Here is a 22,220-nt window from a genome sequence, read left to right on the forward strand (position 1 = left end):
ATTATAACTGGCTATTCATTAAAAGAGACAATGGTTTAGCAATTTACTCGGAATACTGCTTCCCTAAAAGCGACGAGTACTGTTGACGCAAATAGATCAAAGCTTCTAGTTACTTTATTTAACTTTTCTTCGGCGTTGCTTCATCATTCGTGTAGTTTTCTACACTTCTTTCTTCGCGTCTTGAGAAAAAGCCAATTAAAATAACTAGTTGTCATGATGTTACGTCGCTATTCACGCCTTGAATAGCAGCAAATTAAAATAACTAGGTTATATGCTACAGCTCTGTGCCTTAAGCACTCTTCTTTTTTATTGGCCTTAATAAGGTACCTATCTTTTTCGGGCCTTGATCAGGTATTTATCTTTTGCGGGCCTTGATCAGGCCGAGGGCACCGATCATGCCGATGGTCACGATGCTGACGCCGATGATCTCTATGGTTGTCGGGACTTCACCAAGAACGGGAAAGGCGAGGATTACGGCAATACCGGGAACCAGTGCGGCGAAGACTGCACCCTTTGCTGCGCCTAGCAAGGCAACGGCTTTGGTATAGAACAGCAGGGCAAGAACAGCAGAGCCGATGCCTTGGAAAGCGGCCTGGAAAAGGGTTTCTTTGATCGGCGCGACAAAAATCTGGGGATCACCAAAGGCAAAATAGAGCGGCAGGTAAATCACCATGGATAGCACGGCAACCAAGGCCGTGGCGTGAAGTGGATCTGCTTTGAAATACTTTGTGCCAACGGTATAGCAAGCCCAACAGCCACCTCCGCCAACAAACAGTAAATGTCCAATCCATTGATTATCACCCGCCATGGCAAGGCCGGACCAGCCGAGTAGGGCAACGCCGAGGATAATAACGCCCAAACCGAACAGACGGTTTTTGTCGGGGCGATCGCCAAGGATAAACCAGCCACCGATTGTGGACAGGGTCATCATGCAGCTTGGCGCAATGATCCCCATATGACTGGCGGGGGCAAAGTTTAGTCCTGTGACGGTGAGCAGCATATAGGGCGCACCCGCCCCGAAGGCAAAAAGAAGCCCACCGGGTAGGCCGATGCCTTTGAAACCGCGTTTGAGGATCAGGGGTAAAAGGATCGTGCCCGCCACGCCAAAGCGTAAGGCGGTAATGTCATAGGCGTTCAAGGTCTGGTTCTGAAGTCCGAGGCTGGACACCACGGGCCACGCCCCCCACAACAGAGCAGCCATCAGGCCGTAGATAATACCCATTGTCATTGCACTTTGCTCTGCTTTTAAAACCTGATCCATAATTCTACCCGATACTCAAAAAATACGTTATGCCTTTATTATCTGGATCATAGTCGATTGTTTACGTCGTTTTGCTGCAAAATAAGTGGTTTCCAAATCAAAAAACTGCAACAAATAGAAATCGAAGCGTTTTTTCGACTTTCACACGGCTTAACGGTTATCGTAAAAGGCGACGGTTTAGTGTCGCCCCTCTGATTAGCTAGAGCCAGACCACGTCAAAGACAGATCACTTTAAAGACCAAGATGAAAATAGATAATTTCGACAAAGCTATCCTGCGATTATTACAGGAAAATTCCCGCCTAAAATCAGATGGCATTGCTGAGCAGGTTGGTCTGTCCGCCACCGCATGTCAACGCCGTATTAAACGCTTGCGCGATATGGGGGCCATTGAGCGGGAAATAGCGGTGATTAATCCCGAGGTTTCGAGCCACCAACTGACCCTGATTGTTCAGGTGATTATCGAACGTTGCCATGCAGAAATGTTGGGTCGTTTGACGACACAGTTCCTTGCCGAACCTGAAATCCAACAGTGTTACAACGTAACCGGTGCCTTTGATTTCCTGTTGATCGTCACCGCAGAAAACATGGCCAGCTATGACCGCTTCACCAAACGCGTGTTTTTCGATAATCCGGCGATACAGGAATTCACCACCACCGTCGTGATGGAAAACATCAAACGCGGGCTGGAGTTGCCGATATAGGCCCTGCTTTTTTTAGTTAGGGCTGCTTTAGTTAGGGCTATTTTTGGTGGCGGCGCGTTGCCGGAATTTCCTGAACTCTCTAGTCTTGTAAACCGAGGTGTTTGGGATAGTTGTCTAACTTCATTTTAGCTTAAGGCTTAAAGCGCGACGTGTATGTGATCTACACGGTCGATGAAGTTACGCATGAAGTATTAGACTGTAAGGTATTGATATATTGAAAAAGGTTAAGTTAGGCGACTATATCTAGGCCTGAATCAGGCTCTGCCAGTGAGGCGAAGATTGCACAATTTCTGCCATGGCCTGATAACCTTTTCCGGTTGAATGCAGACCGTCATTTTCGGCCAGTCCCGCCATAAAATCATCACTCGCACTCAAAGCCTCGTGCATATTGATAAAGGGGATATTCATATCCTGACAAATCGCGCTGTATTCGGTTGATCCGCTGGCCAGTTCTTCGTTTTTAAAATCAAAATGCATATTTGATACGGTCGATAAAAAGGGCAGCTTGCTTTCATCAACAGGTGTCGGGCCAAAGACAAGCAAAGGCGCGATTTCTGAAAGTTCTGTCATCAGGGTTTTGAAGTTATTCATGGCTCTGCGGCGCGGTGTTCTCGGCATATGTTTTTTGGGTATACCACTTTCGATCAGCGCGAAATCATTAGATCCCGTAGCAAAAACAATAAAATCCTTTGCATCTTGAAATCTGGCCCGGCATTCGGATGCCGCGCGCTCCGATATTTCCCTGAGCGTTTGCCCCCTGACGCCCAGATTATAGTGGATAAAGCTTTGTTTGGTTTCTGCCTCTAAAAGCGCAAGGCGTCCGGGCATCCCCAGCCGCGCTTCATCGCCCATACCCTCCATGACGGATGCGCCCAGAAAACAAACTCGCTTCATTTTTCTATCTTTCTGTCTTTGTAGTGGGTCAAATTAATTTTTGCTCAAGGCGTGAAGAGAGAAGGGTAGGCCCCAAGTGCCTGCGCGCCACCTGTGTGCAGGAAGATCACGGTATCACTTTCCGTAAATCGCCCCTGTCTTATATGATCAACAAGACCAGCAAAGGCTTTGCCGGAATAGACAGGGTCCAGCAATATCCCTTCGGTTCTGGCAAGCAGTTCTATGGCTTCGTTTCCGGCATCCGAGGGAATGCCATAGTTGCTACCGCCATAGCCTGTAATCACTTGCAAGTCCTGTTCAGGGTTCCAGATCTCGAACCGCCCAAGGCGTTCCAGCGCTTCCGGTACAATAGACTTGATGGCATCGGTGACAGGGGCAGGATCACCGTCAACTTCCACGCCGAGTATAGGGAAGGGGCGTTTCAGCGTGATCATCCCGGCAATGAGGCCAGCCTGTGTGCCGCCGCTGGATGTGGCGTGATAGAGCGCTTTGGGGGAGATGGCTAGTTCGCGGCATTGTTCCTGAATTTCCATCAAGGCGCTGGCATAACCAAGGGCGCCAACTGCATTGGAACCACCAACGGGGATGACATAGGGCGTTTCGCCCGCTTTCTTTAGGTTAGACGCCAATTCCTCCATAATGCGGTCGCGGTCAGAGCCGCCGGGATGAATGGTAACCTCAGCACCGAGCAACTTATCAAGGACGAGGTTCCCTGATGTCTGGTAAGCCGGATCCTGCCAGTCAACATTTCGCACCAGAACCAGATGGCACTTTAGCCCGTAACGTGCCGCTGCGGCGGCAGTCTGTCGAACATGGTTGGATTGCAGGCCACCCGCCGTAATCACACAGGTCGCTTCCCTGTCCAGCGCATCCGCAATCAGAAATTCCAGCTTGCGGGTTTTATTACCGCCCCCGGCAAGACCTGTGCAGTCATCGCGTTTGATAAAGATCTCTGGCCCGCCCAGATGCTTGGATAACTTGCCCAGAAGATGCAGGGGCGTCGGGGTGAAGGCCAGCGGCACAGATGAATTGAATTCGGTAAGCATGGGATACCTGAGAAACGAGAGGGCAAAAGCTATAAAAGAGTTCAGAGGCTTACTTTGATCTCTTTCCGGTTTTACTTCAATAGTGACAAGTAAAATTGCTGCCTTATATAACAATACCTGCGGGGTGGGCATCTCCTATGAAGGGGGCCTATGAATGGGCATTATTTCATGATTGTACCGCTTACGAACGGCTATAGTTGTTAAACGCAGCCCTTGTTATAGGATGCAAAGATAAGGGGGACATTTTATTAGCGAGATAAAAAGCTCGTCAAATATAAGGCCCAACCGCAAGGTAACACCACAAGATCCAGTCAAAAGATGCCGCCCTAAAATGAGTAGTCAGAAGATGGTGAAGAAGAGTTAGGGCAGCAAAGAGTTAAGATTGGCGATTAGACTTTCTCTAGGTGCCCTGTTTTGACCAGAAGGGTTGTGTCGTTGGTGAAATCGTAGTTGACCTCGGTTCCGGTCGGATAGCGCAACCATGATCTTTTGGGAAAAATTCGGCCATTGGATTTCAGCTCTCCCGTAACGACAAGAACTTCCATACCTTTGTCCGGGGCGGTCAGCTCGGCCTTGGCACTTGCGGCCCATTGCTGCAGAGTGACTTTTTCGCTCTCGAACTCATGCAGGTTTAGAACTCTCTGTCCTTTGTAGTCACCCTCTGTCCAAAGGCTTTTGTCGTTTGTATTCACGGACTTCTGTTCCGTATCGTTTTTATCAAACTGCCAGAGCTTCACAAAAATTGTGCAGCCCTCAACAGTGTGTGGCGCGTGGCTGGTCCCAATCGGGTTGCGCACATAGGTTCCGGCAGGAAAGTCGCCGTACTGGTCCGAGAAGGTTCCCTCAAGCACAAAGAACTCTTCGCCGCCGTCATGGGTATGTTCCGGGAAGTACTTATCGCGATCAAACTGCACAATCGTTGTTGCGCGCGCAACTTCATCGCCAATGCGGTCAAGCATCGTCCTGTTTACCCCCGCTGCCGGAGAGGGCGACAAGCTTGTATCCGAGGGGTGTAGTTCAACAGGTTTCGTGAAATCTGCATTGATGCGCATCGGGCTCTCCGTCATGTACCTATGGGTAGGTAACTTATCTTGTTTATCATTTATGTCTTTAAAAAGAAACGTCAAGAGGTTATCTATCATTTAATAGGTAAGCTTATCTGTGAGCTAAAAGTAAGAGAGATAAATGCCCGAAAGATCAACAGAAAGATCGAAAACAGCATCGTCCATTATGGACATTGCAGAAGACTACATTCGTACACGTGGCTATAATGCTTTCAGCTTTCGCGATATCTCTGCTGAAATTGGCATCAAGACGGCCAGTATTCACTATCACTTCCCCTCCAAAGCTGATTTGGGCGTCGCGGTTACACAGCGGTATACCGAACGCTTCATTGAAAGTCTGGGGGAACCGGATGCTTTTCCTGTTATGGAGCAGGTGCGTCGCTATAAAGAAGCCTTTCGGTCTTCTTACGCTGCGGGGGAACAAATGTGCCTTTGTGGTATGCTGGGCGCAGAGATTTCATCCCTCCCGGATAACGTTATGATGAAATCCAAGGCTTTCTTTGATCAAAATATGACATGGCTTACTCGTGTCTTTTTATCTGATAAGGCTAGCGAATATTCCCAAGACAGCGCGCAAAGCGAGGCCCTGAAACTTTTGGCGCTGCTAGAAGGGGGCCTTATTGTGGCTCGCACCTTAGATGGACTAAAGACCTTTGATCAGATCATTGACTATAATCCCCAATAACTCTTAACCCCAATAATTATAAACTCTGATATCAATATTCTTGCTACTCACAATTGACCTATAATAACAATCTGTTTAATTGTCTGGCAGGTCCTAAAAAACTATAGACATTCTTCTTGTGGCTGTGCCATTCTGCGTTGAATTCTCGTCAAGGTTTTGGTGTGCTCTAGTTGTTTTTCCTAATATGTTTTCGGCTTTTAATAAATAAATGCCCACCAAAGTATCATCGACTTGATAAGGCTTTTTGGGGGGCCTTTGTCTTTTGTTTTGTTTAGGTAAAAGTTGGGTGCGGTATTGCCGATATCCGAGTTTTCAAAAATATATATGTATAGGTTCTTTGACCCTGCTACTTAGTTTGGCGGCTATTCTTTCTGTACCATCCAACGCTATTGCCCAATCGGCTGAACCGTCGATAGATCAGTCTGTGGATGACGCGGTAGAAGACATTTATTCTGATAGTCGATACCAGAGCGAACCGCCTTTTGATGTCAAAGCCGAAAAAGTTGAAAAGAAAGTACCAGAGAAAAAAGAAGAAATCTCTTCTGATCCCCTTCCTGATCTTTCGGCTTTAGAGTTTTTAGCCAAAATTATCTTCTATGGTTTATTGGCTGTTGGGCTGTTCTTGCTGATTAAATTTGCCTATCAACAATATAAAGATTTTAGACGAAGACCTCAGAATAAAATAACTGTTAATGAAAAAACAGAGTCCTTTGCCAGGGTTAGTTCTATCTCTGAAGAATTGAGTAAAGAAACTCTGGAGCATGCGGATCAGTTGGCAGAACAAGGGCACTTTGAAGCCGCGATCCGGGCTATTCTTTTGTGTTGTTTGAAGCACGTTAAAGATAGCTATCACGCAACTCTACCAGACGCTTTGACCAATCGGGAGATCCTTCAGGCCGATTGGCTGCCATCTGATATCAAGACAAAAATGTCGATTATCGTAAACGCGGAAGAGTTAACAGAATTTGGCGGTCGTTCTGCTGGAATTAAAGAGTTTACAATGTGTCGTGACGCTTTCCAGATTTTCATGTTACCAGACAAAACAATATCAGGTAAGCAACCTGTTGCTGAGCCGGGAGGGATTAAATGAACGACCGGGTCTTTTCCAAACGCACATTGCTTTGGTTGCTGGTCATCGGAATGCTTTCTTTTGCCGGTGCTTTTGTTGCCTCTATTTATCAGGACAAGATTGTTCAGCTAAGCTCTTATGGCGCAAATTCCTATTCTGAATCAGCTGTCGGTCATAAAGCTTTTGTCAAACTATTACAAAAGATGAACTTTCGTACACGGATTAGTCGTGAAATTCGCGGAGGTTTTAATTTTTCTGACGCAAAGCTGGTTATAGAACCTCAATCCGTATCCGGATTGTCGAACACCTTGACGGGGTTTAGTGGTGTTGGATCGTTGATTGTGTTGCCAAAATGGAATGTCCGTCCTGATCTTAAAAATAACCGTTGGATCAGGGAAATGGAATTGCGGCATCCTGGTCAGGTGCAAAGTATTCTGAACTATGTGGGCAACGGCTTGAACCTTGTTCGAAATGACACCACGCTGACGGCGGAAAATTTCATATGGGATTCCGAGCTCTTTCCCCTGGATCAACAGTTATCTGTTCTTGCGCCCCAGTTAATCGTTGATAATCCCGGTGTCTTGCGCCCTTTGGTATATAATGACCAAGGAGTTTTATTAGCCGAAGTTATCCGATCTGATTTCTTTTATGACATTGATCGTACCTGGGTTTTGAGTGACCCGGATATCCTGTCAAATCACGGCCTGGATAATGGGGGGAATGCTGCCTTTATGATCCGCGTTGTTGATGAACTGACCCACGGACGTGCAGGGGGCGTTATCATTGACGAAACATCTCATGGATATGTAGCAGAACCGAGTTTGTGGCAAAAGATGTTTGAATTTCCTTTTGCTGTTGTCACTCTATTGGTCGCTGTATCGGTGATTTTTTTGGCATGGAGCAGCTTTAGCCGTTTTGGCGCGCCAGACAAAGATGAAAAAGAATATCAGGTGGGCAAAGAATTCCTTATTGGCAACACCGCAGAGCTTTTGGCCTTTGGGGGGCATGGGGCGCTAATGCTCAAACAATATACAGATCGATCGTTGCAATCGGTTGCTCTTAAACTGCACGCGCCTAAAAATATTAATACATACGAGCTTCTGGAATGGCTTGATCGTGTCGGGGGTGCCCGTGGCATTGATTTAAGAGGCCACGATGTCATCAGGGCAGCAGAAGATCTATGCAAAGCAAATACATTTAACGTTTTGGCTGCTATTCGCGCAGCACAGAATATCCATCGATGGAAACAGGAGATGCTGTATGGAACTGGATGATATCCGGACCATTAGTGATGGTTTAAAAGCAGAAGTACGCCGTACGATTGTCGGACAGGATGGTGCATTGGACCTGATGTTGGTCAGTCTTTTGTGCAAAGGTCACTTGTTATTGGAAGGTGTGCCAGGAACAGGGAAGACCCTGTTGGTTCGCTCTTTCTCAAAAGCATTAAATTTAAAGTTTGGTCGTATTCAGTTTACGCCAGACCTTATGCCGGGTGATGTACTGGGAACAAATCTGTTTAATTTTCAAACAAACGAGTTTTCGCTCACCAAAGGGCCAATCTTTACGGATTTGCTTTTGGCCGATGAAATCAACAGAACGCCGCCAAAGACACAGTCAGCGTTACTGGAAGCTATGAGCGAACGCTCGGTGACAATCGACGGTACCAGCCATAACCTTGGTGAGGGATTTTTGGTTATTGCGACACAAAATCCGATTGAGCAACAGGGGACATATCCACTACCAGAAGCACAGTTGGATAGGTTTATGTTCAAGCATGTTCTTGAATACCCCAGTGAAGCAGAAGAACGATCAATCGTCGCAATGCACGGCCACCAAACTTCTATGCCCAAACTAGACGAATTTGGTATGAAGGGGGTTGCTGATCTTGAAAAGCTGGAAGAGATGAGATCGATTGTCAGGACAATAAGGCTCAGCCCTGATATTACGAACTATATCGTGTCTGTGGTCCGGGCGACGCGAGAGCACCCGGCGCTTCAATTCGGCGGGTCACCACGATCAGCAACGATGCTTGCCGCGGCATCCAGAGCTTATGCCGCCTTACAAGGGCGTGATTATGTGATCCCGGATGATGTGAAGTTTGTTACTATTCCCGGGTTACACCATCGTGTTGTTCTTGCTCCAAGCGCAGAAATCGAAGGAACACGGACAAACAATGTCGTTCGTGAAATTCTGGAACAGACAGCTGCCCCGAGATAATGAGACCAACGCTTCGTAGTGCCCTTCTTTTATCGCTGGGAGTTCCGCTCAGTCTTGTCCTGATTGTCTGGGATGAGGGGCTGTGGCTGTTTGGTGTGGTCTATTTGTTATTGGCTCTTTTCCTTATTGGGGTTGATGCTCTGAATTCATTGGCGCCGCGCCGGATTACATTGTCTCAAAATATTCCGCTGATACTTTATGCGGGACATGAAGACTATGCGTATTTCTCTCTGACTGTTTCCAGCCGACTGCGCGCTTTTGGTGTGACAGCCTTGTTGGATGTAGAGAGCGAGTATCTTAATAAACCGTCACCCGTCATTATTGATCGTCTGGATCAGAATTCTGTTGGTGAGCTGGCCTTTCCTTTGATTGTTAAGCGTCGGGGAAAAGCCAAGGTCACGAACTTGTGGCTCAAGTGGTATAGCCCTTGGGGCTTGATTGTTCGCCAAACCAAGTGGGATCTGGCTCATGAAGTATCGATTGTGCCGAATATTCACGCCGTAAGGACTGCGGCTTTACAAATAAACAGTCGTGATGCTTTTCATGGCACAAAGATACAGAAACAACGCGGTGATGGAACGGAATTTGATGCGTTACGTGAATATCAACCGGGGTATGATCTGCGCTCAATAGACTGGAAGCATTCTGCCCGTCATAGAAAGCTGGTCTGTAAGGAATTTCAGGTCGAACGAAACCACAATGTTATTTTGGCGTTCGATACCGGACACTTGATGACGAGGCCGATCGACGGTCTGCCGCAATTAGATCATATGATTAATGCCGGGTTGTTATTGGGATTTATGGCCCTGCGCGGTGGGGATAAAGTTGGTCTTTATGGTTTTGATGCCAAGGTTCGAAGGCTTGCAAAGCCATTGGGTGGTCATCAGGCTTTTCATCATCTTCAGGCGAACTGTGCCGAATTGGACTATCAGCATAATGAAACCAACTTTACGCTAGGTCTTTCACATCTTGCCGGACAGTTGCAACGTAGATCGCTGGTCGTTCTGTATACCGATTTTGTCGATACAGTTACGGCCGAATTGATGATTGAGAATGTAACTCGAATAGCCAAACGCCACCTGATTATTTTTGTGACTTTGGAAGACCGTGAACTTGCAAAGGTTGCGGAAAGAAAACCTCATTCCGTTAATGATATTGCCAAATCGGTTGTCGCAGATGATTTTCTTCGGGATCGCCAAGTTGTTTTTGAGCGCCTACGCCGCCTCGGGGTGCACTGTATTCAATCCCCGGCAGCTTCCTTGAGCGCGGACCTTGTCGAGCGCTATCTGGCGATTAAAAATCAGGAACTTATCTGATATGGAAGGGCAGGCGTAATGTCAGATGCAACATTAAAGAGTTCCCAGTTTCGCAAAGAACGCGAAGCTTCCTGGAAAGAGCTTCAGGATCTGGTTGAGAAGATTGAAAAAAAGGGCGTCAAGTCACTGGATGCGGATCAGTTGATGCGCTTGCCAAACCTTTATCGCTTTACCTTGTCATCGTTGTCAGTGGCGCGTGGTGTTTCGCTGGATAGAAACCTGCTTGAATACCTCGAACTTCTTTCTACAAGGGCCTATTTTTGCATTTATGGAGTGCACGCCAGTTTTGGGGGAACTGTATTCAAGTTTCTTTTCGAAGAGCTGCCGGCAGCGGTCTGGAATGCCCGTTGGCGTATCTTGTTGGCCACGATTATCATGCTTGTGGGCGGGGTAATCGCCTATTACCTAACCATTACAAACGAAGAATGGTATTACACCTTTGTCAGCGATGGCATGTCCAGTGGGCGTACGCCTGCCAGTGCAACCGAAGATTTACGCAAAGGCTTGTATGATGGCGCTGATATTGAAGTCCATGAACTAAATGTCTTTGCATCATCCTTATTTTCGCACAACTCATCTGTCGGTATGTTTTCCTTTGCGCTTGGGTTTGCCCTTGGGGTGCCGAGTGTTTTGCTTATTTTTTATAACGGTTTGACGCTGGGGTCTTTTGTTGCCCTCTATAGCGAGCGTGGCTTGGGTGTCGATGTTGCCGGGTGGTTATCCATCCATGGCACGACAGAGTTACTGGCGATTATTCTATGTGGTGCAGGTGGGCTTGGTCTTGCCAAGGGAATTATCATGCCAGGGCAAAGATCCAGATTGTCAAACCTAGCGCACGAAGGCCGCCAGGCTGCAAAGGTAGTTATTGGGGCCGTCCTTATGCTCTTGATTGCGGCAATACTCGAAGGTTTTGGGCGCCAATGGATCACTGATACATCTACACGTTTTCTGATTGGCGGTTCGATGCTTGTTTTCTGGGGGGGCTATTTGGGCTATTGGGGGCGAAAAATATGCAAAAGACGATAATGCCTTCTTCCTCAAGTGCGTCGGGGCTGGATAAAAAGCAAGGTAATAGGCTTAAAAAAAACAATCGATCAAAAAAAATAAACAACGCCCAAAAAAACAAGAGTCACTGGCGACGGGTTATTACCCCAGAGGGAGTGCCCGTTAGTTTCCAATTGGCGTCTCGTGGCGATCGTGTTGCTGCGATATTATTGGATTTAATGATTGTCTACGGCTTGCCGATATTGATTCTTGTCGGTTTTCTTTTATCGGGTGCTTGGGAACATTTTCTGGATAAAAAAGAGGCAATATATGTCCTGATTTCGGTGATCACGGTTGTTTTATTTCTCTGGTACAACTTTTATTTCAGCTACTTTGAAATTAAATGGCAGGGACGGACGCCGGGAAAAAGGGTTTTAGGTATCAGGGTTGTGGACCGTCATGGCGGCCAGTTAAAGCCTGATGCTGTATTCGCGCGGAATTTGATGCGCGAACTTGAACTGTTTTTACCGCTTACAATACTGTCTTCCCCTATTGGTGACGGTGCTGATGGGTTAATTAATCTGTTAATATGGATCTGGCTTGGGGTTTTTATCTTCTTGCCTTTTTTCAACAAAGATCGCTTGCGAGCCGGGGATATGATCGCCGGAACATGGGTTGTTAAAATACCAAAAACCAACTTGTTGGGCGACATTGTGCAAGATCAAGACATTGCCTCTTCACGGACAAGCAAGATATCTGATCAGACGAGCCAAGCCGATGCTTTCAGTTTCTCAGATGAGCAGGTTGATGCTTATGGTATTTATGAATTGCAAACTCTGGAAGAGTTGTTGCGAAAACCAGAAGTTGCGCCAAAAACCATTAAAGAAGTCACTGAACGCATTAAAGCAAAAATTAAATGGGTTGAGCCATCCATCGACAAGAGGGCTTCGTTCTATTGGAAAAATCATAAGGGGAGCACGCAAAAGGATAAGGAGTTTCTCAAGGCTTATTATGCCGCGCTGCGTAAAAGGCTTGAAACTAAGATGCTCTTTGGTGTTCGCCGGGAAAATAAACATGATAAATGACAAGAAGTGTGGGACTTTAATGCAATTTATAAATAGCATTTTTTATTATACTAAAGAAAAGCTGGAACGATTTCGTTTCCGGCTTTTTCTTTATGTCATGGTAAATTATTGTTATGCACAATGACCATTCAGATGAAACGGCAGAATAAATGTCAGCACAGCACAAATCCCATAAGCAGGTTATAAACCGTCTTAAACGGGCGCATGGTCATATGCATAAAATTATGGAGATGCTAGAAGATGAACGATCTTGTGTTGATGTGGCGCAACAATTGTATGCGGTTGAAAAAGCCGTGGTCAAAGCCAAGAGGCTGTTAATCCATGATCATATTGATCATTGTTTGGGGCAAGGGGACCAAGATAGTCAATCAGGCCAAACGCTGGATGAATTAAAAGAAATTACGAAATATCTCTAGGGTATTATTTTTTGTTCAGATGATAGGTCAGGGCTAGGGAAATACAGTGCTGAAGTGCCGGAGCTTGAACGTCATCTTTTTCATTGAACAGGATTGCTCTGTTACCGCTATATGTAAACTCGGTTGGATAGAGTTCGCGAAATTGATCAAGTAGATTGGTCTGACAGTGGACATATAGGGCGTATTTCCCCTGATCCTTACCAGTTTGATCAATACGAATTGTGGTTCCACTTTTAGATTTTGTCGTCAGAAAGCTCGGCTGTCCCCATTTCAAGTTTTCTTCAATAGGACCAACATCTGGAATACTGGCTGCTGTATCCAGTATCATTTCCCTAAGATCGAGGAGCTTTTTACGAATGCCTGTCGGGTACTTGTCATAGGTTGATGCAATGTTATCTGGCAGTGATCTGACTGTCATGCGGTCCAAGCCTTAGGGGGCGTGTTTATAATGTATTGTGTCATTCAGAAATTTCATATTGAAAAATCCCCGACTGAATAGATGACTGTATAGACACAGCCTAACCGATACAGTCGGGGAATGCCATGTCGTGTTTATTTCTTTGCTATTTCCGCAAGGTAAGCCTTGATAGCACTATCCATTCCGTAGACGAGAGCATCAGCAGTCAGGGCATGGCCGATAGACACTTCATCTGTCCAGGGAATGGCTTGCAAGAAATGGGCGAGATTATCCAGATTTAGATCGTGACCTGCATTAACGCCGAGGCCTGCATCGCGCGCGGCAATCGCTGTGTTTGTATATTGTGAAAGTACCTGTTCCCGGTCATCTCTAAAGAAACATTCATAGTAGGGACCAGTATAAAGCTCAACTCGGTCAGCGCCTATTTCTGCTGCAGCAAGGGCCACATCCGGTTCGTGATCAATGAAAACGGATACGCGTGCATTTTGGGCGTGAAGTCGATCCACAATCTCTTTGAGCCTGTCTTTGTTACTGCGGATATCCCAACCATGATCAGATGTATTTTGGTCGGGATCGTCTGGTACTAATGTCACCTGTTCCGGTTTAGTTTCTGCGACAAATTCCATAAATTCTTCGGTTGGATTGCCTTCGATGTTGAATTCTATCGGGGCGCTATATTCTTCACGAAGCATTCTGGACAGATCATACACATCTGATTTTCGTGTGTGTCGTTGATCTGGTCTCGGGTGGACTGTGATACCACCTGCACCTGCTGCCAAGGCGATTTTTGCCATTCCTGTAACGCTAGGGTAGTCAATGTCACGCTGATTACGTAACAGGGCAACTTTGTTTAGGTTGATGCTTAAAACAGTCATGATTTCCTCATATTGTTGCGGTAACAATATAAATTGTTGTGATTTTCTATAGAATAATGTTCTTATTATTGTTCTAGTCAATAAAAACATTGTTGGGGTAACAATGTGGGTGCCACATAACCTTGATCCTAAACTATCCGTCTATCGCGCCATCACTGATTGTCTGGCGCTTGATATTGAACAGGGACGTCTTACCGAGGGTGAGAAGCTTCCGCCTATGCGTAACCTTGCTGATGAGTTGGGTGTTACCGTGGGGACTGTTTTACGTGCCTATGACCTTGCGGAACAACGAGGCTTGCTTGTCAAGCAAACGGGGCGAGGCAGTTTTGTTCGTGCCCATCGGGATCTCGCACAAAATAAACAGGATGCATTGGATGAAACCGGTGCTGTTGATCTTAGTCGTAATACGCCGCCCTTTATTAACCTAGAGGCACAGTTGCGGCGATCGCTGATTGAAATTGGCAAGGACAGTAATCTTGATGGCATGCTGGAGTATGGGCAAAGTCAGGGGTTGTTGCGTCATCGCGAAGTCTTGTGTGAATGGCTTGGAGGACGTGGGTTTAAGGCTGACCCAGAACGGTTGATTATTACTGGTGGTGCGCAACAGGCACTAACCGCTGCCTTGGGGGCCCTAACATCCCCCGGAGATACTGTACTGGTCGAAGAGCTCTCTTATCCCGGTATTAAGAACTATGCCCGGTTTTTTGGAATTAATCTTGTGCCCGTTGCTTTGGATGAAGGCGGGCTGGTTCCCCAATCCGTTGAACAGGCATGCCTCAGGAATGCGGTCAAAGCGCTGTATTGTATGCCTTTTGCTCATAATCCAACGACCGCAACCATGTCTGAAGCGCGGATTGCCGAAGTTGCAAAAATGGCAGATCAATATGGCTTTTTTGTTATTGAGGATGACGTCAATCCACGTAGCCCAAAATCTGACTTTAAACCCATTGCTGCTTACAACCCTGAACGTACCGTATATATCAGCAGTCTATCAAAGACCATTTCTCCGGGATTGCGCGTTGGTACTTTAATGCCGCCGCAAGGGCTATTATCTCAATTCCTTGCAGCGAGCCAGACCACAAGTTGGATGGCCCCGCCGCTGATGGCCGAGGTTGCGTGCCATTGGATCAAGGATGGCACGGCAAGTGAGCTTGAAATACAGCGGAATACGATAACGGCTAATTTGCTCAAACAGGCTGCGGACAGTCTTGCAGGAACAGTATATCGCTATAACGATGCAACTTCTCACCTCTGGATACCCTTAAACAATACATGGAAAGCCGAAGAATTTGCAGAGACACTTGGTCTGCGTGGCGTAAGGGTTTCACCTTCGAGTATTTTTGCCGTTGATCCCGTTTCTGCACCATCGGGTGTTCGGATCAATCTAACAAACATTGATGATACTTTACTGAAACGGTCTCTTTCCGCGATCGTGGAATTACTAAACAGTACCCCTCAAGCGACAAAGTTCCATATGTGATGAGGGCCGAGATCTGTCCGGAATAAATTGAGGCGAGCTCAAAGATTTAGTGTTTAACGAACTTGGAATCTCTACATAGTTGTCGCTATGCGGCAATCTGATAAAGATACCTAGGCCCCGATAAGGTTATGTAAACCTGATAAAACGATCTAAATAAAGACAAGAAGGAACAAGAAATGGGATGCCCCGTCGTACATTTTGAAATTATTTCCGAGGATGCGGATAAGGCACAGGCTTTTTACGGTGATCTGTTTGGATGGGATATTGATGCTGATAATCCAATGAATTATGGCATGGTTGACACAGAAAGCGATGATAAGGGAATAAATGGCGGTATTGGTGAGGATATGACCGATACAGGTGGTCATCTAACCTTTTATGTTGAAGTACCATCCGTCGAAGAAACCTTGAAGCTGGCTGTTGAAAAAGGGGGAACCGTTGTTCTTGAAGCTCTGGATGTTCCTGGTGGCCCTACGATTGGCTTGTTCAATGATCCCGATGGACGACGTGTTGGCCTTGTTGAGGCCTAAGAGTATTCGAAAATATAACCAATAAAGCTCTGGCTGGAATGTCAGAGCTTCATTCGTTTTTTAGGGTCTTTAATATAATTTTACCTATTTCCAATATTCTAATGTTGTAGAGAAACAGGTCATTGGATTTTGGATGAGATTCTTATTCTTCTTGTTTGTGCTATTTCATATTTGTTTCAGTGCGATAACAGCTATGGCTAAAGAGGTGAAATTGGCCACAGGGATGGATTATGCCCCTTATGCAAATCCAGGTTCTCTTAATGGGGGCGCCATTACCGAGATTGTGAGCGTGATTTTTTCTGAAATGGGGTACCGGCCTAATCTTGGATATTATCCATGGAATAGGGCTATTAATAGAGTTGATCGTCTTAAAAGTGATGCCGCTTTTCCTTTTGCCCATACCGTAGATCGTGACGAAAAGTTCTTTTATTCTGATCCGATTCACTACATTAAATTAAGTGTTTTTCAAAGTTCAGTCCAGCACAGGGATTATACCAAACCAGAGGATTTGATCGGTCTAACGAATTGTGAGCCATTGGGTTACAAGACAGAAATTGAATTGGTTGATTTGATTGAGACGAGACAAATTGACCAATTTCGAGCTGATAGCATAGAGGATTGTTTACAGGGACTTGCATCTGGACGTGCTGATTTTGTTGTGCTTAGTCCATCTGTTGCTTGGGTCGCAGCTCGTAAATTATGGAACGATAAAGCTACAGATATTATAAATGAAGAAAATGTACCGTTAAAGACGTCGACCGAGCACTTGATTATATCTAAGAAACATCCACACGGGCAGGGGATGATCAGGGAATTTAATGCTACTTTACTGCGATTAAAGGAGAGCGGTGCTTTGCAAGAAATATGGATTAAACATCTAGGGAAAGATGGTCATCCATTGATGTAGCTCGAAGTAAGTAGCAGGTAATATTCTCTATAGCTTAGGCACAGCATTCTTTTATTGTGAGTTTCGAAAGCTCCAGTTGTAAGCGCGTGTTATCGTCAGGTAATTGGTCTGTGACCATAAGATCAAGATCTTTAAAGGGGGCGACCTTCACATTTGCAGGCCTATTCCATTTTGTATTATCAGCAACAAGGATTTTTTTGCGGCTGTTTTCCAGAATGGATTGTGTAACATGCGCTTCGTCCGGCTTGAAATCCAACATACCGAAATCTGGATCCAACCCTCCTGTACCGACAATGGCATAGTCTGCTTTGAACGAAGAAAAGAAACGAATGGTTTCAACCCCGACAAGATCATGATCACTTTGTCTGAGGCGCCCGCCAGAAACATGCGTATCGATATTCTCGTTGTTGCAAAGGATAGCTGCTGCTTTGAGGTTATTCGTCAGCACACGCAAATTCTGGTATTTCAATAAAGCATTGGCGACTGAGCCGACCGTTGTTCCTATACCCAGAAAAATTGTTGAACCATCTGGTATCTGGTCCGCTACGGCCTGGGCTATTTTGTCTTTGTTTTTTGCATTCATGACCTGTCTTGTACTGAATGACAGGTTTTCAATGGCCGAAGGTAAGCAGACACCACCATGAACGCGTCTAAGCAATCCGGTTTCACAAAGTGCATTTATATCTTTGCGAATGGTTTGAGTACTTAACTGAAAATGGATAGCCAGATCTTCGATGCTCAAAGCATCTTCCCGGCTGGTCCATTCCAGTATTTTGTTTTGTCTCTCGCTTAGATGCATATTTTGATCGTGTCCGCTATTTTCGGGTGATAGCTATTAGATCAATCGCTTGCCTGTTTTTTTGCTGAACACAAGTGCATTCGTATGGTCATAACTAAGCGTTATTGTTTCACCAATTGATGGTTCCTGATCCTGATTAAGGCGCAGACAAAGTTCCAGATCTTCGTCATCTTCGTTTTTGGCTCCCTCAAGAGTACCGTAAACAAGATTATCTGCCCCGTGTTGTTCTACGAGGTCGATATTCATTACTAATTTGCCGTTGGGATCAATTCGAAGGTGTTCGGGACGTAGTCCCAATACAAGCTCTTCGGCTACGGGTAGGTTCTCAAATCCATCGATTTCCAATGTGCCGGATTTAAGTATTTTACCGTCATATTGTGCTGACATCAGGTTTATCTGTGGTGACCCGATAAAGCTGGCGACAAACAAGGTTTTTGGGTCTTTGTAAAGCTCGATAGGTTTACCCATTTGCTCTATCTGACCATTGTTAATCACTGCCAGACGATCAGCCAGTGTCATGGCTTCGGTTTGGTCGTGAGTAACGTAGATGCTGGTGACACCCATTTTACGTTGAAGCTTTTTAATCTCAATGCGCATCTGAACACGAAGTTTGGCATCAAGGTTACTTAAGGGTTCATCAAACAGGAACACCTTTGGGTTTCTGACAATCGCGCGGCCCATGGCTACTCGCTGTCGTTGACCACCGGAAAGCTGGTTTGGTTGCCTGTCCAAGAAGCCTTCTATGTGCAGTGTCTTTGCTGCCTGGATGACTTTCTGTTCGATTTCTTCTTTGGAATCACCGCGGTTCTTCAAACCGTAAGACATGTTTCCGCGAACGGTCATGTGTGGATAAAGGGCATAGTTCTGGAAAACCATCGCCACGTTACGTTCCGCGGGGGAGACATCATTGATTCGATTTTCATCAATGTGAAGATCACCTTCGGTAACCGTCTCCAACCCTGCGACCATGCGTAACAGGGTTGATTTACCACAACCACTTGGGCCAACGAATACGATAAATTCACCGTCGGCAATTTCCATGTTAACGCCTCTGACAGCGTGGGCACCGTTTGGGTACACTTTATTAACATTGGTGAGCTTAACTTCGGCCATTATTTTTCACTTTCTACCAAACCTTTAACAAACCAGCTCTGGAATACCAGCACCACGATTACCGGGGGCAGGGTGGCCAGAATGGTCAGGGCATATGCTTTTTGGAATTGGGGCAGCTCGCCGCCCTCTGACAATACTTGATAAATCTGCTTGATGCCGATGACCAAGGTATAATTGTCTTCATTCGTTGTCATGATCAGTGGCCATAGGTACTGGTTCCAACCCACCACAAACATGATGATCAGGATCGCCGCGATCATTGTTTTGGAAATCGGGATCAGTATATCGATAAAGAACTGCCAGGCATTCGCACCGTCCAGACGTGCAGCTTCCAAAAGTTCTTCCGGCACTGATTTATAAAACTGACGGAAATAAAATGTTCCGGTTGCAGAGGCAATAAGCGGTAAGATCAACCCTGTGTGAGTATCCAGCAAGCCCATACCAGCAACGACTTCATAAGACGGAATAATTCTGACCTCAAGCGGTAGCAGAAGCGTCATAAATATGACCCAGAACAATGGGGCCGCCAGTCTAAATCTGAAATAAACAATAGCGTAAGCTGCCAAGGTCGAGATCACCACCTTCCCAATGGCAAAACCAAGTCCTAACAACAAACTATTCCAGAGCATCATGCTGGCGGTGACACGTTTCATTACGCCACCTTCAACAAAGAGAACTTCATTATAATTTTCTAAAAAGTGACCGCCGGGCCATGCCTGAAGGCCTTCTCTGAATAAAGTTTCAGCGGAATGGGTTGATGACATAAAAGCAACCCAAACAGGTGCTGTCATGAAAATCGCCCCAAGAATAAGGATCAAGTGTCCCGAGATCGTATGCCAACTAAGTTTCAACATTCTGACCCCTCCTAGTAATGAACTTTGCGTTCAATGAAACGGAACTGGATAACTGTCAGAGCCAGAACCATAACCATTAGAACAACAGATTGAGCCGAGGAGCCGCCAAGATCGTTTCCTCGGAAGCCGTCCGTGAAAACTTTGTAAACAAGCGTGCTGGTTGATCCGCCCGGAGCACCACCTGTTGTGGTGTCGATGATACCGAAGGTTTCAAAGAAAGCATATGTGATGTTGATGACCACAAGGAAGAAGGTTGTCGGCGCCAGAAGCGGGAAGGTCATGGTCCAGAAACGACGTAGATTGCTTTTACAGTCGATTGTCGCGGCTTCGAGGACAGATTTTGGGATACCCTGAAGACCGGACAGGAAAAAGATAAAGTTGACGCTTACCTGTTTCCAGACGGCGATGAGCACAACAACAAAACCGGCATCGAATGAATCAAGTTTATGATTGAAATCCCACCCCATTGCATTGAGGAAATAATAGAGATCACCGATTAATGGGTTAAACATCAGATTGCCCATCAATCCTGCGACAGGCGGGGCAATCGCATAGGCCCACATTAACAAGGTTTTGTATGTTCGTGCACCCTGTATGACTTCGTTCGCCTTTACAGCCAATAGCATGGCAAGGGCAAGGGAAAGAAAGGTTACCAAAAAAGAAAAAACCAGCGTAAATCCAGCGGACTGAAGCCAGGCATCAGTCAAAATTGTATCTTTATAGTTTTTGAACCAAACAAACTGTGAAGAAAGGCCAAAGGCATCTTCCAGCAGAAATGATTGATAGATGGCCTGAGCAGCGGGCCACAGAAAAAATATACAAATGATAATAATTTGTGGAGCGATAAACAGATAGGGTATCGGGCTGTGGCTAAATTGAACTCGTTTCATAGCAGAAAGCGCGCTCCATATTCGTCGATAGTAAACATCGTAAAACTATGAGCGACGATCATTTCGATCGCCGCTCATAATCAGGTCTTAATTATAGGTCGCGTTAAAGCGCTCTAGCAGATCGTTGCTTTCTTCTTCGATTTTAGCGAAAGCATCGTCAACTGATGATTTTCCTGCGAAAATGTCATCAAAATGTTTGTAGAGAACTTCACGGATCTGAACGTAGTAACCAAGGCGGTAGCCTTTTGTCCAGTCACCACCAGGCTGGTTCAGCTGAAGAATACCGATTTCAGCATCTGGGGTTGTTTCGTAGTAACCATCCTTCTTGGCAAGGTCATAAGCTGCATTGGTAATCGGAACATAACCAGTTTCTTTGTGCCAGAAATACTGCATTTCCGGGCTGGTCAGGAACTTCATGAAGTCAGCAACACCTTTGTATTCGTCGTCGTCGTGACCTGACATGGCGAAAAGAGCAGCACCACCGATGAAGGTACCTTTAGGCTCATCAATGATTGATTTCCAATGCGGAAGGAAAGCGCCACCAAATTCAAATTCAGCACTCTTTGTCAGGCCACCAAACGATCCTGAAGAACCAAGCCACATAGCTGTTTTCTGCTGGACGAATGCATCCTGGTTGTCACCCCATGCGCGGCCATAATAACCGTACCAGCCTTTATCCAACCATTCTTTGACTTTGCCCCAGTGCATTTTCAGTTCTGGGTTGTTGTACATGATTTTTACATCAGTACTATCATAGCCGTTGTTCGCTGTTGCCATCTGAAGGTTATGACGGCTGTGGAAATTTTCAGTGAAAATCCATGGGCTGTGACTTTGTGCAAGGGCAATATAGCCAGCTTCTTTTAACTTAGGTGCAATTGCTTCAAACTCTTCCCAAGTTTTTGGTGGGTTTGCGATACCAGCTTTTTTGAAAGCTTCTTTGTTATAATACAGCAAAGGTGTGGAAGAGTTGAAAGGCATGCCGATCATCTTGCCATCGGAATCAGCATAAAAGTTACGCACACCTGGCAAGTAATCTTCTTTGTTGAAACCTGCACCATGTTCAGCCATTAAGTCAGCAACAGCAACTGTCGCGCCTTTGGCGTTGATAATTGTTGCAGCACCGGCATCAAAAATCTGTAAGATATGTGGCTGTTGCTTAGCACGGAATGCCGCAATACCAGCCGTCATTGTGTCTTCGTAACCACCTTTATAAGTTGGTACGAGCTTGTATTCACTCTGGCTTTCGTTGTATTTGACGGCAATTTCATCAACAACTTCGCCCAGACGGCCGCCCATAGCGTGCCACCATTGAACTTCAGTCGCAGCATTTGCGACGCTGATTGTTGCCAGGCACGAAAATGCACCAATGGCCGTAAGAGTACGTTTTAACATAGAGATAACTCCCTGTGGGTAAAGTATCGAAAGAATAAATTCAGACCCGTTGTTCCGGGTTCATTTGAACCATTTATAGCCTTCATATGAAACTATAACTACAAAAATTGGTCAAATAAAAGACAAAATCGTCATCCTAGGGTTTTCTAGGAATTCAATCTGTTGAATCGGCTTTTACTTACAGATTTTCTTTGGTTATTTGCTCATATTCTTCAGCTTAATT

At 45.8% G+C, this 22,220-nt stretch carries 23 protein-coding genes; 12 read left to right on the plus strand and 11 right to left on the minus strand.

From position 1 onward, the window contains the following. Positions 1-355: 355 nt before the first annotated feature. The gene (locus ACN0W5_RS16955) at positions 356-1,261 is read right to left on the minus strand and encodes a DMT family transporter (RefSeq protein ID WP_417455269.1); all 906 of its coding nucleotides are present in this window, start codon (positions 1,259-1,261) and stop codon (positions 356-358) included. Positions 1,262-1,504: 243 nt separating this feature from the next. Between ACN0W5_RS16955 and ACN0W5_RS16960 the strand changes: the two genes are divergently transcribed. Continuing rightward, the gene (locus ACN0W5_RS16960; RefSeq protein ID WP_417455270.1) at positions 1,505-1,963 is read left to right on the plus strand and encodes an Lrp/AsnC family transcriptional regulator; all 459 of its coding nucleotides are present in this window, start codon (positions 1,505-1,507) and stop codon (positions 1,961-1,963) included. A 243-nt stretch (positions 1,964-2,206) separates the two neighbouring features. Here the strand turns inward: ACN0W5_RS16960 and ACN0W5_RS16965 are convergent, their stop codons facing one another. The 3 genes from ACN0W5_RS16965 to ACN0W5_RS16975 all read right to left on the minus strand — a co-directional run bounded on the left by ACN0W5_RS16965 (position 2,207) and on the right by ACN0W5_RS16975 (position 4,955). Next, complete coding sequence (locus ACN0W5_RS16965; protein ID WP_417455271.1) at positions 2,207-2,857, minus strand: GDSL-type esterase/lipase family protein; 651 nt, start codon at positions 2,855-2,857, stop codon at positions 2,207-2,209. 44 nt (positions 2,858-2,901) lie between these two features. Continuing rightward, on the minus strand, positions 2,902-3,903 hold the full coding sequence (locus tag ACN0W5_RS16970) for a D-cysteine desulfhydrase family protein (RefSeq protein WP_417455272.1): 1,002 nt from the start codon (positions 3,901-3,903) through the stop codon (positions 2,902-2,904). Positions 3,904-4,292: 389 nt separating this feature from the next. After that, positions 4,293-4,955 carry a cupin domain-containing protein gene (locus ACN0W5_RS16975; RefSeq protein ID WP_417455273.1) on the minus strand — a complete coding sequence of 221 codons (663 nt, stop codon included), beginning with the start codon at positions 4,953-4,955 and terminating at the stop codon, positions 4,293-4,295. Between the two features lie 133 nt (positions 4,956-5,088). Here ACN0W5_RS16975 and ACN0W5_RS16980 point away from each other — a divergent pair, with 133 nt between their 5' ends. From ACN0W5_RS16980 to ACN0W5_RS17015, 8 genes are all read left to right on the plus strand, one after another. Next, positions 5,089-5,652 carry a TetR/AcrR family transcriptional regulator gene (locus ACN0W5_RS16980; RefSeq protein WP_417455274.1) on the plus strand — a complete coding sequence of 188 codons (564 nt, stop codon included), beginning with the start codon at positions 5,089-5,091 and terminating at the stop codon, positions 5,650-5,652. 337 nt (positions 5,653-5,989) lie between these two features. Then, entirely contained in the window at positions 5,990-6,742 is a 753-nt protein-coding gene (locus ACN0W5_RS16985; protein ID WP_417455275.1) for a hypothetical protein, read from the plus strand. Next, positions 6,739-7,995: a hypothetical protein gene (locus ACN0W5_RS16990; RefSeq protein WP_417455276.1), complete on the plus strand. Its 1,257-nt coding sequence runs from the start codon at positions 6,739-6,741 to the stop codon at positions 7,993-7,995. Before ACN0W5_RS16985 ends, ACN0W5_RS16990 begins: the two co-directional genes overlap by 4 nt. Further along, complete coding sequence (locus tag ACN0W5_RS16995) at positions 7,982-8,938, plus strand: AAA family ATPase (RefSeq protein WP_417455277.1); 957 nt, start codon at positions 7,982-7,984, stop codon at positions 8,936-8,938. Before ACN0W5_RS16990 ends, ACN0W5_RS16995 begins: the two co-directional genes overlap by 14 nt. After that, complete coding sequence (locus ACN0W5_RS17000) at positions 8,938-10,254, plus strand: DUF58 domain-containing protein (RefSeq protein WP_417455278.1); 1,317 nt, start codon at positions 8,938-8,940, stop codon at positions 10,252-10,254. Before ACN0W5_RS16995 ends, ACN0W5_RS17000 begins: the two co-directional genes overlap by 1 nt. Before the next feature lie 18 nt (positions 10,255-10,272). Beyond that, complete coding sequence (locus ACN0W5_RS17005; protein ID WP_417455279.1) at positions 10,273-11,280, plus strand: stage II sporulation protein M; 1,008 nt, start codon at positions 10,273-10,275, stop codon at positions 11,278-11,280. Then, positions 11,265-12,323 carry an RDD family protein gene (locus ACN0W5_RS17010; protein WP_417455280.1) on the plus strand — a complete coding sequence of 353 codons (1,059 nt, stop codon included), beginning with the start codon at positions 11,265-11,267 and terminating at the stop codon, positions 12,321-12,323. Before ACN0W5_RS17005 ends, ACN0W5_RS17010 begins: the two co-directional genes overlap by 16 nt. Positions 12,324-12,472: 149 nt before the next feature. Then, a complete protein-coding gene (locus ACN0W5_RS17015) occupies positions 12,473-12,739 on the plus strand; it encodes a metal-sensing transcriptional repressor (RefSeq protein ID WP_417455281.1) in 267 nt (88 codons plus the stop codon). A 4-nt stretch (positions 12,740-12,743) separates the two neighbouring features. On the opposite strand, the gene ACN0W5_RS17020 is transcribed toward ACN0W5_RS17015, so the two are convergent. Continuing rightward, positions 12,744-13,157 (minus strand): DUF1801 domain-containing protein, encoded by a 414-nt coding sequence (locus ACN0W5_RS17020; protein WP_417455282.1) that lies wholly within the window; start codon positions 13,155-13,157, stop codon positions 12,744-12,746. A 134-nt stretch (positions 13,158-13,291) separates the two neighbouring features. Then, on the minus strand, positions 13,292-14,032 hold the full coding sequence (locus tag ACN0W5_RS17025; protein ID WP_417455283.1) for a pyridoxine 5'-phosphate synthase: 741 nt from the start codon (positions 14,030-14,032) through the stop codon (positions 13,292-13,294). 109 nt (positions 14,033-14,141) lie between these two features. Between ACN0W5_RS17025 and ACN0W5_RS17030 the strand changes: the two genes are divergently transcribed. The 3 genes from ACN0W5_RS17030 to ACN0W5_RS17040 all read left to right on the plus strand — a co-directional run bounded on the left by ACN0W5_RS17030 (position 14,142) and on the right by ACN0W5_RS17040 (position 16,949). Beyond that, positions 14,142-15,512: a PLP-dependent aminotransferase family protein gene (locus tag ACN0W5_RS17030; RefSeq protein WP_417455284.1), complete on the plus strand. Its 1,371-nt coding sequence runs from the start codon at positions 14,142-14,144 to the stop codon at positions 15,510-15,512. Between the two features lie 176 nt (positions 15,513-15,688). Next, on the plus strand, positions 15,689-16,042 hold the full coding sequence (locus tag ACN0W5_RS17035) for a VOC family protein (RefSeq protein ID WP_417455285.1): 354 nt from the start codon (positions 15,689-15,691) through the stop codon (positions 16,040-16,042). Between the two features lie 193 nt (positions 16,043-16,235). Next, the gene (locus ACN0W5_RS17040) at positions 16,236-16,949 is read left to right on the plus strand and encodes a substrate-binding periplasmic protein (RefSeq protein ID WP_417455286.1); all 714 of its coding nucleotides are present in this window, start codon (positions 16,236-16,238) and stop codon (positions 16,947-16,949) included. Between the two features lie 34 nt (positions 16,950-16,983). On the opposite strand, the gene ACN0W5_RS17045 is transcribed toward ACN0W5_RS17040, so the two are convergent. From ACN0W5_RS17045 to ACN0W5_RS17065, 5 genes are all read right to left on the minus strand, one after another. Beyond that, positions 16,984-17,748 (minus strand): DeoR/GlpR family DNA-binding transcription regulator, encoded by a 765-nt coding sequence (locus ACN0W5_RS17045; protein WP_417455287.1) that lies wholly within the window; start codon positions 17,746-17,748, stop codon positions 16,984-16,986. Between the two features lie 36 nt (positions 17,749-17,784). After that, complete coding sequence (gene ugpC, locus ACN0W5_RS17050; RefSeq protein WP_417455288.1) at positions 17,785-18,861, minus strand: sn-glycerol-3-phosphate ABC transporter ATP-binding protein UgpC; 1,077 nt, start codon at positions 18,859-18,861, stop codon at positions 17,785-17,787. Then, entirely contained in the window at positions 18,861-19,715 is an 855-nt protein-coding gene (locus ACN0W5_RS17055; RefSeq protein ID WP_417455289.1) for an ABC transporter permease subunit, read from the minus strand. Before ACN0W5_RS17055 ends, ugpC begins: the two co-directional genes overlap by 1 nt. 11 nt (positions 19,716-19,726) lie before the next feature. Next, positions 19,727-20,605 carry an ABC transporter permease subunit gene (locus ACN0W5_RS17060; RefSeq protein ID WP_417455290.1) on the minus strand — a complete coding sequence of 293 codons (879 nt, stop codon included), beginning with the start codon at positions 20,603-20,605 and terminating at the stop codon, positions 19,727-19,729. An 87-nt stretch (positions 20,606-20,692) separates the two neighbouring features. Then, entirely contained in the window at positions 20,693-21,997 is a 1,305-nt protein-coding gene (locus tag ACN0W5_RS17065) for an extracellular solute-binding protein (protein WP_417455291.1), read from the minus strand. Positions 21,998-22,220: the final 223 nt, after the last annotated feature.

Origin of the sequence: Kiloniella sp., assembly GCF_048270245.1 — a bacterium.
In the GTDB taxonomy this organism is placed as follows: Bacteria; Pseudomonadota; Alphaproteobacteria; order Kiloniellales; family Kiloniellaceae; genus Kiloniella.

Coding starts and splice junctions, on each gene's coding strand:
- ACN0W5_RS16995 (WP_417455277.1), top strand. CDS start 7,982: ATGGAACTGGATGATATCCGGACCATTAGTGATGGTTTAAAAGCAGAA.
- ACN0W5_RS17005 (WP_417455279.1), top strand. CDS start 10,273: ATGTCAGATGCAACATTAAAGAGTTCCCAGTTTCGCAAAGAACGCGAA.
- ACN0W5_RS17040 (WP_417455286.1), top strand. CDS start 16,236: ATGGCTAAAGAGGTGAAATTGGCCACAGGGATGGATTATGCCCCTTAT.
- ACN0W5_RS16975 (WP_417455273.1), bottom strand. CDS start 4,955: ATGCGCATCAATGCAGATTTCACGAAACCTGTTGAACTACACCCCTCG.
- ACN0W5_RS16970 (WP_417455272.1), bottom strand. CDS start 3,903: ATGCTTACCGAATTCAATTCATCTGTGCCGCTGGCCTTCACCCCGACG.
- ugpC (WP_417455288.1), bottom strand. CDS start 18,861: ATGGCCGAAGTTAAGCTCACCAATGTTAATAAAGTGTACCCAAACGGT.
- ACN0W5_RS17065 (WP_417455291.1), bottom strand. CDS start 21,997: ATGTTAAAACGTACTCTTACGGCCATTGGTGCATTTTCGTGCCTGGCA.
- ACN0W5_RS16965 (WP_417455271.1), bottom strand. CDS start 2,857: ATGAAGCGAGTTTGTTTTCTGGGCGCATCCGTCATGGAGGGTATGGGC.
- ACN0W5_RS17025 (WP_417455283.1), bottom strand. CDS start 14,032: ATGACTGTTTTAAGCATCAACCTAAACAAAGTTGCCCTGTTACGTAAT.
- ACN0W5_RS17010 (WP_417455280.1), top strand. CDS start 11,265: ATGCAAAAGACGATAATGCCTTCTTCCTCAAGTGCGTCGGGGCTGGAT.
- ACN0W5_RS16990 (WP_417455276.1), top strand. CDS start 6,739: ATGAACGACCGGGTCTTTTCCAAACGCACATTGCTTTGGTTGCTGGTC.
- ACN0W5_RS16960 (WP_417455270.1), top strand. CDS start 1,505: ATGAAAATAGATAATTTCGACAAAGCTATCCTGCGATTATTACAGGAA.
- ACN0W5_RS17015 (WP_417455281.1), top strand. CDS start 12,473: ATGTCAGCACAGCACAAATCCCATAAGCAGGTTATAAACCGTCTTAAA.
- ACN0W5_RS17020 (WP_417455282.1), bottom strand. CDS start 13,157: ATGACAGTCAGATCACTGCCAGATAACATTGCATCAACCTATGACAAG.
- ACN0W5_RS17055 (WP_417455289.1), bottom strand. CDS start 19,715: ATGTTGAAACTTAGTTGGCATACGATCTCGGGACACTTGATCCTTATT.
- ACN0W5_RS17035 (WP_417455285.1), top strand. CDS start 15,689: ATGGGATGCCCCGTCGTACATTTTGAAATTATTTCCGAGGATGCGGAT.
- ACN0W5_RS17045 (WP_417455287.1), bottom strand. CDS start 17,748: ATGCATCTAAGCGAGAGACAAAACAAAATACTGGAATGGACCAGCCGG.
- ACN0W5_RS17060 (WP_417455290.1), bottom strand. CDS start 20,605: ATGAAACGAGTTCAATTTAGCCACAGCCCGATACCCTATCTGTTTATC.
- ACN0W5_RS16980 (WP_417455274.1), top strand. CDS start 5,089: ATGCCCGAAAGATCAACAGAAAGATCGAAAACAGCATCGTCCATTATG.
- ACN0W5_RS16955 (WP_417455269.1), bottom strand. CDS start 1,261: ATGGATCAGGTTTTAAAAGCAGAGCAAAGTGCAATGACAATGGGTATT.
- ACN0W5_RS17000 (WP_417455278.1), top strand. CDS start 8,938: ATGAGACCAACGCTTCGTAGTGCCCTTCTTTTATCGCTGGGAGTTCCG.